The sequence below is a fragment of the Qipengyuania sp. BR81-2 genome (genome assembly GCF_055693895.1).
On the sequence record NZ_CM146344.1, the window covers coordinates 1769927 to 1785329 of the forward strand.

Annotated in this window: 9 protein-coding genes and 1 pseudogene; 4 read left to right on the forward strand and 6 right to left on the reverse strand. The window is 63.7% G+C overall.

Translation table 11 applies throughout. The features are described from left to right. Positions 1-42 precede the first annotated feature (42 nt). Together ACZ1G8_RS08895 and ACZ1G8_RS08900 are read left to right on the forward strand one after the other, a co-directional pair. Positions 43-1490, forward strand: a pseudogene (locus tag ACZ1G8_RS08895) (ATP-binding protein). Positions 1491-1629: 139 nt separating this feature from the next. Next, positions 1630-2451, forward strand: a complete 822-nt coding sequence (locus ACZ1G8_RS08900) for an HpcH/HpaI aldolase/citrate lyase family protein (RefSeq protein ID WP_472681227.1) — start codon at positions 1630-1632, stop codon at positions 2449-2451. Here the strand turns inward: ACZ1G8_RS08900 and ACZ1G8_RS08905 are convergent. The 6 genes from ACZ1G8_RS08905 to ACZ1G8_RS08930 all read right to left on the reverse strand — a co-directional run bounded on the left by ACZ1G8_RS08905 (position 2448) and on the right by ACZ1G8_RS08930 (position 13075). Next, positions 2448-3182: a 3'(2'),5'-bisphosphate nucleotidase CysQ gene (locus ACZ1G8_RS08905; protein WP_472679078.1), complete on the reverse strand. Its 735-nt coding sequence runs from the start codon at positions 3180-3182 to the stop codon at positions 2448-2450. The genes ACZ1G8_RS08900 and ACZ1G8_RS08905 overlap by 4 nt on opposite strands. Positions 3183-3274: 92 nt before the next feature. Next, positions 3275-4705, reverse strand: a complete 1431-nt coding sequence (locus tag ACZ1G8_RS08910; protein ID WP_472679079.1) for a sugar MFS transporter — start codon at positions 4703-4705, stop codon at positions 3275-3277. 108 nt (positions 4706-4813) lie between these two features. After that, the gene (locus ACZ1G8_RS08915; protein ID WP_472679080.1) at positions 4814-7198 is read right to left on the reverse strand and encodes a glycoside hydrolase family 3 protein; all 2385 of its coding nucleotides are present in this window, start codon (positions 7196-7198) and stop codon (positions 4814-4816) included. Positions 7199-7273: 75 nt separating this feature from the next. After that, positions 7274-8473, reverse strand: a complete 1200-nt coding sequence (locus tag ACZ1G8_RS08920; RefSeq protein WP_472679081.1) for an MFS transporter — start codon at positions 8471-8473, stop codon at positions 7274-7276. Further along, positions 8460-9521 (reverse strand): LacI family DNA-binding transcriptional regulator, encoded by a 1062-nt coding sequence (locus ACZ1G8_RS08925; RefSeq protein WP_472679082.1) that lies wholly within the window; start codon positions 9519-9521, stop codon positions 8460-8462. Before ACZ1G8_RS08925 ends, ACZ1G8_RS08920 begins: the two co-directional genes overlap by 14 nt. Positions 9522-9685: 164 nt before the next feature. After that, a complete protein-coding gene (locus tag ACZ1G8_RS08930; protein WP_472679083.1) occupies positions 9686-13075 on the reverse strand; it encodes a TonB-dependent receptor in 3390 nt (1129 codons plus the stop codon). A 155-nt stretch (positions 13076-13230) separates the two neighbouring features. Between ACZ1G8_RS08930 and ACZ1G8_RS08935 the strand changes: the two genes are divergently transcribed. Further along, complete coding sequence (locus ACZ1G8_RS08935; protein WP_472679084.1) at positions 13231-14742, forward strand: tryptophan halogenase family protein; 1512 nt, start codon at positions 13231-13233, stop codon at positions 14740-14742. A gap of 41 nt (positions 14743-14783) precedes the next feature. Continuing rightward, a complete protein-coding gene (locus ACZ1G8_RS08940; protein WP_472679085.1) occupies positions 14784-15374 on the forward strand; it encodes a flavin reductase family protein in 591 nt (196 codons plus the stop codon). The last annotated feature ends 29 nt before the right edge of the window (positions 15375-15403 follow it).

Below are 15403 nucleotides of genomic sequence, written 5' to 3' on the forward strand. Positions count from 1 at the left end.
CGCCCTTCCTCCTTCCGGATTCGGCCCGCTAGCCACATGCGCGTGACAGCGCAGATCACCATCGGCCACGAGACGTCCGGAAAGCCGGTCGAATTCGACATCGAGGAACTCCTCGCCACCCGCTTGCTCGTGCAGGGCAATTCGGGGAGCGGCAAGTCGCACCTGCTGCGAAGGCTGCTAGAAGAGAGCGCGGGCATGGTCCAGCAGGTGGTGATCGACCCCGAAGGCGATTTCCCCTCGCTGGCCGAGGAATTCGGTCATGTCGTGATCGACGGCTCGGCCTATTCGCCGGGAGAGATCGAGGCGCTTGCCCGCCGCATCCGCGAACACCGCGCCAGCGTGGTGCTCGATCTCGACGGGCTGGAAGTCGAACAGCAGATTCGCTGCGCCGCACAATTCCTGACCGCGCTGTTCGATGCCCCGCGCGAGCACTGGTACCCTGCTCTGGTGGTGGTCGACGAGGCGCAGATGTTCGCTCCTGCCGCTGCCGGAGAGATGGCTGAGGACACGCGCCGCATGACGCTCTCGGCGATGACCAACCTCATGTGCCGCGGCCGCAAGCGCGGGCTTGCTGGTATCGTCGCCACGCAGCGCCTCGCGAAACTCGCCAAGAACGTTGCGGCAGAGGCCTCGAACTTCCTCATGGGCCGCACCTTCCTCGATATCGACATGGTCCGCGCTGCCGATCTTCTCGGCATGGAGCGGCGGCAGGCCGAACGCATTCGCGAGCTGGAACGCGGGCACTTCCTCGCGCTCGGCCCCGCGATCACGCGCCTGCCGATCGCCTGCAAGATCGGTCCGGTGAAGACCGGCCATCAGGCGCGCAGCGAAGGACTGATGGCCCTGCCAGATACGGCACCCGAAGACATGGCCGACCTGCTGACACGCGACCTTGCCGCCGATGTGGCAACGCCGACGCCTCCGCCCGCTCCCCGCCTGCGCCGCGCATGGACGAGATGGAGGACAGCATCGCCCATGCCGAGGAACGGCAGGTTGATGCACCTGCTGAGCCGGTCGACACCTCGAGTGTGGCGAACCGGATCGCGGAGCTGATTGTGGAAATCGCCGCCGAAGAAGGCATCGCCTTCCAGTCGGCCTCGGCCCAGTACCAGACCTTCCTCACGAGATGTCGCCGCGAGCGTTTGATCGGCCCCATGCCCGACATGCATGCGTTCCGCCGCAAGTTCGCGATTGCCGCTGCCGGCCTCGACGCGCTGGAGGAGGACATGCAGGCGCGCATCATGCAGCTCGCATCGATGGTGGATGAAGACCTGCTCGGCCCCTTCCTCGTCATCGCCAAGGCTGCGCATGCCGGCGAGACGCAGGTCGACGAGCACGAACTGGCCCGCGCTTATGGCACCAGCTCGCCGGGGCGCATCCGCCGCCTGCTCGACCACCTCGAAAAGCAGGGCCTGATCGTCGTGCGCGAGGACTTTGGCGGCGCAAGGACGGTCATGGTGCCCGGGCTCGAAGGCGTGGGCGCAGGCTAGGCCGACCCTTGACCGGAGGCGCGAATTCCTCCCTTTGGGGCGCGAATTCGAGAGAGGACAATCCTTCGTGACCAATTCCGCCCGCCTGCCCGCCCGTTCGCGTTCCTGGCTCTTCGCGCCCGGCGACAGCGAAAAGAAGATGACCAAGGCGACCGAGGGCGATGCCGACATCGTGATCTTCGACCTCGAAGATGCCGTGGCGGAAGACGGAAAGCCCGCTGCACGCGAGGCGATATGCGCTTTCCTCAAGACTCGCGACAATGGCGAGCACGACCGGCTGTGGGTGCGTGTGAACCCGCTGGACGGACCGCATACGGCTGACGACCTTGCCGCGATCATGCCCGCAAGATCGGGCGGGATCATGCTGCCCAAGTCGCGTGGCCGGCACGATGTAGAAGAACTCGATCGCCTGCTCACCCCGCTCGAGATGGAACTCGGCATCGAGCCGGGCTCGACCCCGGTGATCGCGCTGGTAACCGAAGTGGCTGCAGCGATGTTCACCACCGGCGATTATGCCGGGGCGCCGCGTCTCGTGGCGATGACCTGGGGCGCGGAGGACCTCGCCGATTCCATCGGGGCCATGTCGAACCGTGGCGAGGACGGCGAATATACCTTCACCTACGAGCTGGCGCGCAGCCTGACGCTGCTAGGGGCAGCCGCTGCCAATGTTCCCGCGATCGAGACGATCGACGGCGACTTCCGCAACCTCGAAGGCCTCAAGGCGCGCGCGGAGAAGGTCCGGCGCGACGGCTATCGCGGGATGCTGGCGATCCACCCTGCGCAGGTGCCGGTCATCAACGCCGCCTTTACGCCGAGCGAGGAAGAGATCGCCGAAGCGAAAGAGATCGTGGCGGTGTTCGAGGCCAATCCCGGTGCGGGGACCATCGGTCATAATGGCAAGATGCTCGACCGGCCGCACCTTAGCCGTGCGCAGCAGCTGCTGGCGCAGGTCGAAGACTAGGCGCTCAACTTCGCCACTTCGGCGAGCACACGCTCTGCCCATTCCGGACGGCAGATGAGCAGGTCGGGCATGTAGGTGTCGGCCTGGTTGTAGGTCAGCGGGCTACCGTCGATCCGGCTGGCATGCATGCCGTGCGCGAGGGCGACTGCCGCAGGTGCGGCGCTGTCCCATTCGTATTGCCCGCCGGTGTGGAGATAGATCTCTGCCTCCCCGCGCACGACGGCCATTGCTTTCGCCCCCGCAGAACCCATGCCGACCAGTTCCGCCCCGATGGTCTCGGCAACGGAAACCGCTTCCTTGGCGGGGCGGGTGCGGCTCACGACCATGCGCGGGCGCTCGGCCGCTGCGGGCACGTCGATCGGCGCATCGGTGCGCAGGACCGTGTCGAGGCCGGGCAGGGCGACCGCGCCCGTTTCCGGCCTGCCGTTCACACAGAGCGCGACATGCACTGCCCAGTCGCTGCGTGCCTCACCATATTCGCGCGTGCCGTCGACCGGATCGACGATCCAGACGCGCTCTTTGTCGAGGCGGGCCGCATTGTCCTTTTCCTCTTCCGACAGCAGCCCGTCGTCGGGCCGCTGCTGGCGGATCGCATGGCAAAGGAACTGGTTGGCCGTTTCGTCACCTGCCTTCCCGAGCGCCTTGCCCTCGAACATGCCGCTTGTCCGCACTTCGATCAGGATCTTGCCCGCCACTTCTGCGAGATGGGCGGCGAGTTCGGCATCGGTCATCGAGAGTGTCGGTCCTTCAAAAAGTTCGGGGGCCGCATGGCAGACCTCAGCCTCCTTGCGAACCCCCGGATTGGAGTTAATCCAAGCGGATATCAGGCGATGGCAGGCTTCCTTGCAAAGATGCCGAAGGCCGCGATGACGGCATAGCAGACGATCGGAATGATCATTGCAGTCGCCAGACTGCCGCCCGTTGCGTCTGCCACCACGCCGTAGAGCAGCGGCACGATCGCGCCGCCGCAGATGGCGACGTTGATGATGCCCGACCCGTCTGCCGCCCGCGGACCGAGCTTCTCGCAAGCAAGCGAGAAGATCGTCGGGAACATGATCGAGTTCATCAGGCCGACTGCCAGGAGCGTGTAGGCCGCGACCTGTCCGCTGGTCATGGTCGAGATGATGATAAGCAGGATCGCCCCGGTCGCGTTGAAGGCGAGGATCTTGCCGGGCGAGAAGATGCGCAGGAAGTAGGAACCGATGAAACGGCCCACCATCGCGCCGCCCCAGTAGAGGCCGATCATCCAGCCGATCACGCTCTCGGGCTGGCCGAGCACGCGCTCTTCGGAAAGGTAGTTGATGATCACCGAGCCGATTGCGACTTCACCGCCCACGTAAAGGAAGATGCAGAGCGCCCCGAAGCTGAAGCGCGTGCGGGTGAGCAGGCTGTTATCGTAGAGCCAGACAGCAGGCGCAGCGAGGATCAGCGCCACGCCGAGCCAGGGGCTGATGGCTAGAGCAGCCCAGACACCGCCGATAACCAGCGCGAGGCCGACGAGATAGCGGCCCCAAGTGACGAGTTCGGTATCGCCCATCATTTTCGCATCGTGCGGCAGGCGATTGCGGAACATCCAAACGGCAATGGCGACCACTGCGATCAGCCCGGCAAGGCCGAGGTAGCCCTGCCAGATTGCCTCGCTTTCGGCCTGGCGGTATTCGATCAGGGCCTGACCCGAGAGCTGGTCTGCCGTCACCGTGGCAAGACTGCCGAGGATTACAACCGCGCCTACGATCGGGAAGACCGTAGTGCCGAGCGAGTTGAAGGCCTGCGCAAAGGTCAGGCGGCTATGCGTAGTGCTGGGCGGGCCAAGCAACGAGATAAGCGGGTTGGCGACCACCTGCACGATCACCACGCCGCTGGCGAGCACGAACAGTGCGCCCAAGAAGACGATGTATGTGGCCGTCTGGCTTGCCGGGATGAAGAGCAGGCAGCCGAGCATCATGGTCAAGAGACCCGCGACCGCGCCGCGCATATAGCCCAACTTCTTGACCAGCTTCGCACCCGGGATCCCGATGATCAGGTAAGCTGCAAAGAAGCAGAACTGGACGAGCATGGCCTCGGTCCAGCTGAGCGTGAAGAGTTCCTTCAGCTTCGGGATGATCACGTCGTTCAGAGAGGTGATGCCGCCGAAGATGAAGAACAGGCCGAAGACGAAGTACTGCAGGCCCGGTGCGTCTACCGGCGGAGTATCGTCATCAATTTCGATTGGATTCGGATCGGTGCTTGTCGCGACGTCCGGTGCGATTGCCATGTTAGTGTCCCTCCCAAGTCCCGGTACGACCTGTTGTTGTCCGGGCTGTTTATCATTCACCTGTTTGGCAGCGTTTCGCCGTCACACAAAGCGAATATGAATGCATGCTCAGAACGAGCAGTCGGTCCCTTCCGCAAACTCTTCGCGCACGATAGTTCCGATGTTGATCTCGAACGCGCCTTCCGAAGCTAGGGCAAGCGACGGGCCGAGATCAGTGGCGCAGGCGCCCGTGACGACCATTTCACGCCAGCCCTTGCCGGCAGCGACCGAAAGCTCTTGCGTGATATCGAGAGCCTCGCCCGAACCGACCTTCAGCGTCACCGCGCCGCGGGGCCGCTCGAGAACCTGGTAGGCGATTCGGTAGCCGAGGCCCTTGTCGCCGCCGCCCTGCGCGAACTCGAGCGAGGAGCCGGGAGCGAAGGATACGGTGCGCGCGTCTTCCTGCGCATTGCGGTCGAGGCCGATGGCAGTGATCCCGCCTGCCCCACCGCGAAGGTTGTCGAGCTTGCCAGTCGCCGTATTGGCGAGCACGCCGTCCGCTAGGCGGCCGTTCACGTACCAGTCGAGCGCAGCGCCCATGGTGAGCGGGGCGCATTCCTCGTGCAGGGCAGGCAGTGCACCGCCTTCACCGAAGGACAGGCCGTAGCCGACTTGGAAAAGCGCGCCTTCGGCGCCGTTGACCGGACCGAAGTCGCATTCGGCAGGCCAGCTGAAACCGAGCTTGCCGGTCGCCGGCATGGCGCCGGTTAGCACATCGGCAATGCCCGCACCTTCACCGCCGGGCAGCCAAGATGCGACGAAGGCATCGGCGGCATTGAGTTCGCGGTTCATCCACATGGGGCGCCCGGAGAGGAAGACGGCCACGGTCGGTACGCCGTCGGCCTTGAATTTGCGGAGCAGATCGAGGCCTTCGGTATCGGTGAAGCCGAGGTGCTTACGGTCGCCTGCGAATTCGGCGTAAGGTTCCTCGCCGAAAACGACGATCGCGACATCGGGCTTGGCCGTGTAGCTGCCGTCCTCGGACAAGGTGGCCGTCCCGCCGCCTGCTTCGACTGCCGTCTCGATACCCGACCAGATCGAGGTTGCCCCAGGGAAGTCGTCATTCGTGAGATCGCCGCCGCCCTGCCAGGTCAGCGTCCAACCGCCCGAAGCCTGCGCGATATCGTCAGCAGCCGTGCCCGCGACGAGGACGTCGGCACCCGCCTTGAGTGGCAAGATGTCGTTGTTCTTGAGCAGCACCTGCGACTTGGCCACCGCCTCGCGCGCAATCGCGCGATGTTCGGGCGAACCGATGAGGCTGTAATCGCCCGCGTTCGGCCGGGCCGAAGGCTTCACGAATTCATCGAGGAGGCCTGCGCGCATTTTCATGCGCAGCACGCGGCCGACCGCCTCGTCGAGGCGCGCCATCGGTATCGTGCCGTCCTCGACCTGCGAAACAAGCGTTTCGAGGAGGCCCTTCCAGTCGTCGGGCACCATGTAGATGTCGAGACCTGCGAGCAGTGACTGCGGGCAATCTGTATTGGTGCAGCCGGCAACCTGCCCGTGGCCGTTCCAGTCGCCGACGACGAGGCCATCGAAGCCGAGCTCGCCGCGCAGCACGTCGGTCAGCAAAGCCTCGTTGCCATGCATCTTGCGGCCATTGATCGAGTTGAAGCTCGCCATGATCGTTTCGACACCCGCGGAGATGGTCGCGGGGTAGGGGGCTGCGTGAATGGACTTGAGAGCTTCGATGTCTCCGTTCACATCGCCCTGGTCGACACCCTGTTCGGTGCCGCCGTCGCCGAAGAAGTGCTTGGCTGTGGCGATCACATGACCTGCTCCGAGACGGTCGGGATCGCCCTTTCGGCCCTGCAGGCCCTCGACCAGCGCCGCGCCGAGCGGGGCGACGATGGCAGGATCCTCGGAATAGCTTTCGTAGGTCCGGCCCCAGCGATCGTCGCGCGCGACGGCCACCGTGGGAGAGAAGTTCCAGTCGATGCCGGTCACTTCGATTTCGACCGCGGTGGCTTCGCCGATGCGGCGGATCAGGTCGGCATCGCGCGTTGCACCCAACCCGATGTTGTGCGGGAAGATAGTGGCCTGCACGATATTGGTGTGGCCATGTACGGCGTCGGTGCCCCAGATGGTCGGGATGATGGGTTCATCGCCTTCCATCGGTGCGATCGAGGCGAGATACATCTCGTCGGCATAACGCAGCCACTCGCTGGCCGGGGCGAATTCATCGCCATAGGGTCCGCCATTGCCGCCGTTGAGGTAGCTGCCGAAACGATAGCGGCGCATGTCTTCGGGCGTAAAACTGTTGATCTGCGGCTGGATGAGCTGTGCGACCTTGCGCTCAAGGCTCATGCGCGAAAGCAGGTCGGCAACGCGCTCGTCCTCGCTCATCTGCGATGCCGAAGCGACTGGTGCCCCGACCTTCGCAGGAACGGTACTGCAGCCGGCCAAGCCAATCGCAGCCGCCGTTGCCATCCAAAACGCTTTCATATTGCTCATCCCTCTCCGCTCCCTACCGATTGAGAACGTTATCAAACGCTAGGATTGCCATGCAGGAATGGCAAAATCAAGCCGCTAGTTGCTGCGCGGCATGGTAATCAGCAGCAATGTTGCGAGCGCTGCAAGAGCGGCGAGCACGACGAATAGCCCGCCGAAGCCGAAGACCGGAACAAGGGCAAGTGTCAGCCATGGCATGATGAGGCTCGGAACGGTGTTGGTGAGGTTGAATATGCCGAGGTCGCGGCCTCGCGTGGCGGGTTTCGGTAATACTCTCAGGGTCTGGCTCGAATGGAGCGCGAGGAAGACGCTCGTCGAGAGGCCGAACACGACATAGCCGATGATAGCGCCTGCCATGTCCTGCGCCAGCGCCATGATAACCAAGCCGACCGCTCCCACACCTGCACTCAGAGCCAGCGGCAGGATCGGGCGATCCTGGCTGTCGGACCAGCGCCCTGCGATGAGTGCGAGCGGTACGGACAGGGCAAGGACGATGGCAAACAGGCGGGCGGTGTCATTGTCGCTGAAGCCCGGATCCACGCTCACCAGCCAGATCAGGAGGTATGCAAATAGCGCCGCTTCGGCGATCTGGACGAGCAGGCGGGCGAGCCACATGCGCGAAACTGCACCGCGAGAAAACGTGCGGACGGTCGCGTCGGTTTCTCTTGCCGCTCGCATCAGCTGCGGCATCGGTTGCGGCTTGCCGAATAGAAGCACTGGAAGGACCATTGCTGCGACGAGCCCTGCCACTACAACCAATCGCTCGTCCGGGTCGGCAAGGCCGGGAATGGTCACAAGAGCACCCGAAGCCGCCCCAAGCGCAGGGGCGAAGGATAGCAGGCCGCCCAGAAAACCCTTCTGGCCATCGGGCACGACATCGCCAGCCCATGCAGCGAGCGGGGCCAGCATCATGTTGATGGAGAGCTGCCAGATGACGATCACCCCGATGAGTTGCAGCGGATCGGACGCGGTACGAACGCTCACCAGCATCATGCAGGAAAGGACAACTCCGCCGAAAATCCACGGCTTGCGCGAGCCGGTCAGGTCGCTGAGCCAGCCGAAGCCGATATTGGCTACGCTCGCGGTGATGGCCCCCGCGAACGCGATGTACGCCAGCAGGTCGATGTTGCCCTCGGCCACCAGGTCGGTGACACGAACCGGCAACAGCAGGGTAAGGAACGGCACGTAGCTGACCGCGCCGCCTGCCGCAGCGAGAGCGTAGAGCCACATGAAGCGCAGCGACTGGCGCTGCGCCGAACGGGCCTCAGCTTCCGCCACGCTTGGGTGCACGTGCGGTCGAACCGCGAACCACGAGTTCGCCAAAAACTGCGATCTTGCCTTCGGGCGGCGCTTTGCGGCGCGCTTCGATCAGCAATTCGACTGCGCGCGATGTCGTTGCCGCGATGGGTTGGTCGACTGCGGTCAGCGGCGGCTGGGTGAATCGCACGATGGGGGAGTTGTCGAAACTGACCAGCGAGAGATCCTTCGGCACGTCCAGACCACGTTTGCGCGCCACCTCGAGCGTTGCCAACGCCATCTGGTCGCTGCTGGCGATGATAGCGGTGGGCGGGTTGTCCATATCGAGCAACTTGTTCGCCGCATGGATGCCGCTCGCGAAGCCGAAGTCGCCCCTTTCGCAAAGGCCTTCGGTGGGCAGTTCGGCATCATCCATACCGGCTTTCCAGCCGTTGACGCGCCGGTCCGAAAGGCTGAAATCTGCAGGGCCGGCGATGAAGCCGATCCGTTCGTGGCCCAATTCGATCAGGTGATCGGTCGCAAGGCGCGCATTGTGCGTATCGCCCATGGTGATGGCGAAGCCGGGGCCAGGCTGGGTCGTGCCGATCCGCGCGAAGGGGATACCCCGATCGGCGAGCAAGCCCGTGATCAGCGGGTTCTCAGAATGCGGCGGGGTGAGGATCACACCGTCGGGCTGGAGCGCCGCGATGGCCGCGCCGAGTTCCCGCTCGACATGGTCGTTATGCGTGTCGACCAGCTCGATCAGCATGCGATAGCCGTGCGCCGCGCATGTCTCCATCCCGCCGAGCAGCATCTGGTCGACCCAGTCGCGGCCTTCGCGTGCCTTCCAGTCGGCGATCGTGAGGTCGCGGTCGTTGAGCGCGAGGATGATGTAGGAGCGCGAGCCGCTCATGCGCTGCGCCGCGATCGAAGGGACATAGCCGAGCTTGTCGATGCTCGCCTGCACCCGCTCCTTCATGGCGGGGCGGACATTGGGCTCGTTGTTGATGACGCGGCTGACGGTCTGCAGGGAGACCCCCGCATCGGCTGCCACATGCTTGATAGTCACCGACTGACGGCGCCGACCCATGTCATTCCCCTCGCTGCCGCATGGTGAAAACCCCTCGTGCCGTCGATCCCATCTCTTTCTCAGGCACTTGCGACGACGCTCCTGCATGAGCGTTGCATCGCACAATAAAGAACGGGCCCCGGTCTTGCAACCGAGGCCCGTCCTTATCCAGTCAGCCGATCAACTCAGAAGTTGAAGCGGGCGAGGAAGGTGTAACGACGGTCGTTACGGAACGCGTTACTGATCGTCCGGGTGCCGTCGTAATCGACCACAGTCGAGAGCGTGGTGACCTCGTCGAGAAGGTTCACGCCCTGGACGCCGACCTTAATGTTCTCGTTGATCGCGTAGAAGATCGAGGCATCGAGCTGGCCGCCCGATTCCTGGAACGTCGGCGAGAACGGGAAGAGGTCGTCGCGCGGCGTCACGAGGAACTCGCTACGCCAGTTGTAGGCCGCACGTGCCGAGAACGGTCCCTTCTCGTAGAACACCACGCCGTTGATCGTGTGCTCGGAGAAGCCACGCAGCGGCAGCTGCGCCTGGAACGGTCCGACGTTCTGCGGTCCGGCACCGTCTGCAACCGACGGCGAGCCGATTGCCGACAGGGTCGGGTTCGTGAAGTCGCCGGCATCCACATAGGTGTAGGACGCCTGGACACCGAAGCCGCTGAGCAGACCGGGCAGGAAGTCGAACTTGTGCTGGTAAGCCAGTTCGGCACCCTTGAGCACGCCATCGTAATCGTTGGCGGGGCCGGTGATGATAACATCGGCGGATGTTCCGCTCGGTGCGGTGTAGTTCACAAGGCCAGTACCCTGGTCGACCAGGCCCTGGATATCCTTGATGAAGAACGCCGCGGTAAGCGAGCCGACGTCTGCGAAGTACCACTCGGCCGAGAAATCGTAGTTCCACGATTCCACCGGACGAAGGCCGCGGTTGCCGGTCGTGATCGACAGCAGCGGACCGCTGTCGACACGTCCGCTGAAGCCGAAGACGCCGCTGGCGCTGAAGGCATTCAGGTCAGGACGCGTGATGCCCTTCGAAACGGCGCCACGCAGGACGATGCCGGTACCGCTGTCGAGCCTGATATTGAAACTCGGCAGCCAGTGATCGAAGCGGATGTCGCGGGTGTCCGAGATGAACTCACCCGTGAACAGCGAGGCGTACTCGTCAAGACGGGCACCCGTCAGTTCGCAGTAGAGGATCTCGCGGGCGAAGGGCGATCCGGTGTCCGGATCGATCGGTGCCCCCGGCGGAAGCTGCGGACAGGTCTGGGTGATTTCCCCAGGCTGCACGATGCCATCGCCGTTGCCGCCGACATTCACCCCGTTTTCGATGCGCACCGCATCGAACTGGGCGGGGTTGGGGAAGGCGACGAAGGAGTCGGCTTTCACCAGAGTATCTGCGTAGCGCAGGCCGATGTTACCCGCGATCGACCAGCCACTGTCAAAATCGAGACCGAAGTCGACGCGGGCATAGGCTGCCGATGTCGATTCCTGGACGTCCGAGATTTCAGGCGGGCAGAACGGGTCGCAAACGAAGCTCGTGCCGTCGAAGCGCGTGAACACGCGGTCGTTGACGCCGAGATTGAAGCGTTCCGGGGTCTGCGAGAAGGTGGTGATCTGGTCCCATTCGCCATCGGTGACACCATTCAGGTAATCCTGAAGGAAGTCGTCGCCGCCGTAGAACCATGCCGCACCGCCCGGGATCGGAGTGCCGGCTTCGCCGCGCTGGAAGTTGTTCGCGAAAGGCGAACGCAGCTGCGAGAATTCCGGGAAATCATCGGTGAAGGCACCGCCCGCGATTGCGAATTCCTGACCCGGAAGGCCGGTGTAGAAGCGACCCGGCGTGAAGCCCGACCAGTCGGCAGTGTAGGGGCCGGGTTCGCTGAAGCAGCCCGGGCCTTCGCCCCAGGGAGCACAGCCGCCGCGGCCGGCCCAGGGAGCCGAAAGGTTGCCCCAGGTGCTGAAGTTGGTGTTGCGCGTGACACGGTCACGAGCAGCCCAGCGTGCGCCGAAACGTGCCTTCTTGAAGAAGCCATCGTCGCTGATGTCGTATTCGAAGTCACCGCGCAGGCTGAACATGTCAGCATCGTTCTTCTCGCGGCTGTCGAGGCCGAACCAGTAATAGGTGTAGAAGCCCGAGCTAAAGTAATCCGACGGAGCGCCGATCGGAGCGATGAACTGGACGTTCGGCGTTTCGCCCGAAAGGTCGAGATCGATGTCTGCCCAGGTGCTCATGGCGCCAAAGACGGAGTCGCGCTCAAGATCCGACGTGATGTACTGCATCTCGAAGTTACCGCGGAAGCGGTCCGAGAACACCGTGTCGATGTCGAGCGACAAGTCTTCGGTGATGCTGGTGGTGTCACGCAGGAAGCGCAGGCTGTCGAGCGGGATACCGCCGAGGCCGAACGGCGTCGCGTACGCATCGCCGACATTGTCGGTCAGGATGCCGCTGACGAAGCGACCGTTCTCGAATACCCAGTTGCTGTCCGAGCGCGGCTCGGGGGCGGAGACACCATCGTCGATACGGCCGATGAGCGCAAACTCTTCGGTCGAGAAGGTCGTTTCCGAACGCAGATATTCCAGCGTCATCAGGAGGCCGCCGTCGAGGCTTTCGAACTGGGCTACTGCCGAGATGGCTTCGCGATCACGATCGAGATCGGTGGTGCGAACACCTGCATACTGCGGCACGAGGACCGAGTTTGCCGGCGGGAACTGGTCCGGCGTGAAGTTGGGCTCGTCACCGAAACCGCCCGAGTTGAGGTCGAACACGCGCTGACACCCTGCGCTCAGGTCGGCGGGGCGGTAGCAGGTGTCGATCGCCTGCGAGGAGTCGGTGCGGCTCTTCAGCTGCGAGTTCGAGTAGCTGAGCTGCACGCCGAAGGTGCCGGCTCCCGAATCGAAGGTGTCGGAGACGAGGACGTTGAACGTCGGGGACCACTCTTCGCGAAGGTCGCCATAATTCGCCTCGATCGAACCCGCGAGGTTGAGGCCCGGCTTGTCGAGCGGCTTGCGGGTCACGAGGTTCACGAGGCCGGAAATCTGGCCTTCGATCATGTCGGCGGTGACGTTCTTGAAGACTTCGACGCGGCCGACCAGTTCGGGCGAAACGTCTTCGAAGCTCAGGCTGCGACCACCGGTGGCCGAAAAGATGTCGCGGCCGTTGAGTTCCGAGCGGCCAAAATTGTCGGGGAGGCCACGGATGATGACGCCCGTACCTTCGACCGAGAAACGGGTCGGGTCGGAAGTCTTCTCGAAACGGCCGATGTTGATGCCGGGTACGCGCTGCAGCGCTTCGGCAACCGAGCGGTCTGCAAGTGCGCCGATGTCTTCGGCGGTGATCACGTCGACAACGGTGTCGGCGCGCTCCTTGAAGTCCTGCGCACTGCTGAGCGATGCGGCGATGCCGGTCACGATGATGACGTTGTCGTCATCGGTTTCCTCTGCCACCGGCTCTTCGACCGGGTCGGCATCCTGTGCCCAAGCGGGCTGAGCGGCAACGAGCGCGAGGCCCGACGCCGTGGTCAGCGCTGCAATGCGACGCGAATACGGCGCGACGCCGGTTAGTTTCTGAGACATTGTTCCTCCCTATCCCATGCGACATTGTCAGGACGAATCCTGCAATCTGCTTGTAACATATCGAGGGTTGTGAGCGTTCACAAGTTAGAATATTCCCCTGCCACAGGACCGTTGCGGTCTGGCAACAGGCACGTTTTGCTGGCATGGGTTTTGGGATGGCTATCGAACATATCGTAATCGTGGGCGGGGGAACTGCAGGCTGGATGGCAGCGGCGGCGCTTTCGCGGATCCGTGACGGTCGCAAGCTGGCGATCACAGTGGTGGAATCGGAGCAGATCGGGACTGTCGGTGTCGGCGAGGCGACCATCCCGCCCTTCGTCGAGTTCAACCAGGCGCTGAACATCAACGAACGCGATTTCCTGTCCTTCACGCAGGGCAGCTTCAAGCTCGGCATCCAGTTCGAGAACTGGGGTCAGGTGGGCGAGAGCTACATCCACCCATTCGGCGCCTATGGCTACGATATCGGCGGGATCGGCTTCCACCAGGTCTGGCACAAGATGCGCGAGCGCGGCGACAAGCGCCCGCTGCAGCTGTTCAACCTCGAGACCATGGCGGCCTATTACGGCAAGTTCTCGCGGACCGAGGATTATGCGCGCGACGACCTGCCGCCGATCAATTACGCCTATCACATCAACGCGACTGCCTATGCGCAGTACCTGCGCAAATATGCCGAACAGCGCGGCGTCGTCCGCCACGAGGGGATCGTCAAGGATGTGGCGCTCGATGGCGAGAGCGGTTTTGTCACCAAGCTGACCCTCGACGACGGCACCGAGATCGAGGCCGACTTCTTCGTCGACTGCACTGGCTTCCGCGGCCTCCTAATCGAGCAGGCGCTCGAGACCGGATACGAGGACTGGACGCACTACCTGCCATGTGACCGCGCAGTGGCGCTACCGTGCAACCGCGACGATGGCTCGCCGCCGCCGCCATTCACCAAGGCGACCGCGCACAAGGCCGGCTGGCAGTGGCAGGTGCCGCTGCAGCACCGCAACGGCAACGGCCATGTCTATTGCAGCCAGTTCATGGAAGCAGACGAGGCGACCGACATCCTTATCGCCAACATGGCGGGCAAGCCCACGGCCGACCCGAACCACCTTCGTTTCGTGACCGGCCGGAGGAAGAAGTTCTGGAACAAGAACGTCGTCGCACTGGGTCTTGCATCGGGATTCATGGAGCCGCTCGAAAGCACCTCGATCCACCTGATCAATACCGGGGTGAACAAGCTGATCGCGACCATGTCGCTGGACGGTGTGACTGAAGCGCAGGCGAGCACCTTCAACCGCCTCACGGTCCGCGAGTACGAGCGTATCCGCGACTTCCTGATCCTGCACTACAAGGCCACGCGCCGCGACGATTCCGAGTTCTGGAATTACTGCCGCACGATGGACGTGCCCGACAGCCTCACCGAGAAGATCGAGGTGTTCAAGGCGAACGGACAGGTGTTCCGCGAAGAGGACGAGCTCTTCACCACCACCAGCTGGGCGGCGGTGATGCTCGGACAGGGAATCACGATGGACGGCACCAGTCCGATGGCAGATGGTGTCGCCGATGCCTCGGCCAAGGAAGTCGACGAAATGGCCAAGTCAATCCAGTGGCTCGTGCAGCGCATGCCGGGGCACAAGGAATACCTCGAGCGCTACTGCCCCGCGCCCAAGGTCGCTGCCTGACGCTTGCCCTTCGCACACAGGCGCTATAGCGGACTGCGAAGATGTTCGATCCCCTCGCTTTCCGCAACGCGCTCGGCTCCTTTGCCACTGGCGTGACCATCGTCACCGCGCGCGATGCGTCGGGCGCGCCCGTGGGGCTGACAGCCAACAGCTTCAACTCGGTTAGCCTCGATCCGCCGATGGTGCTGTGGAGCCTGTCGCTGCACTCGGGAAGCCTGCCGGTGTTCCGCGACGCAGAGACCTGGGCGGTCCACGTGCTCGCGGCGGACCAGCAGGGCATGTCCGACCGGTTCGCAAGGCCCGGCCAGAACAAGTTCGAGGGGCTTTCTCCCGCCGATGGGCCCGAAGGCGCTCCGCTTATCGAGGGATGTGCTGCGCGCTTCGGCTGCCGCGCGCGCTTCGAATATGAGGGCGGGGACCATGCCATCTTCCTCGGCGAGGTCATCGATTTCGACCGCCGCGAGGCGGAGCCGCTGATCTACCATGGTGGCCAGTACGGGCGCATCATGCGCGCACCGACCGGAGCCGATCTCGAGCGCGAAGGACTGGCCGAAGAGGCGGGCGAAAAGCTTTCCCTTACGGAACGGGGGCAGCAGTTGCTCGAGGCGCTGGAGCGGGTCGCGAAGCGCTAGACTCTCCCTTCTCCCCCGATACCGGTTGC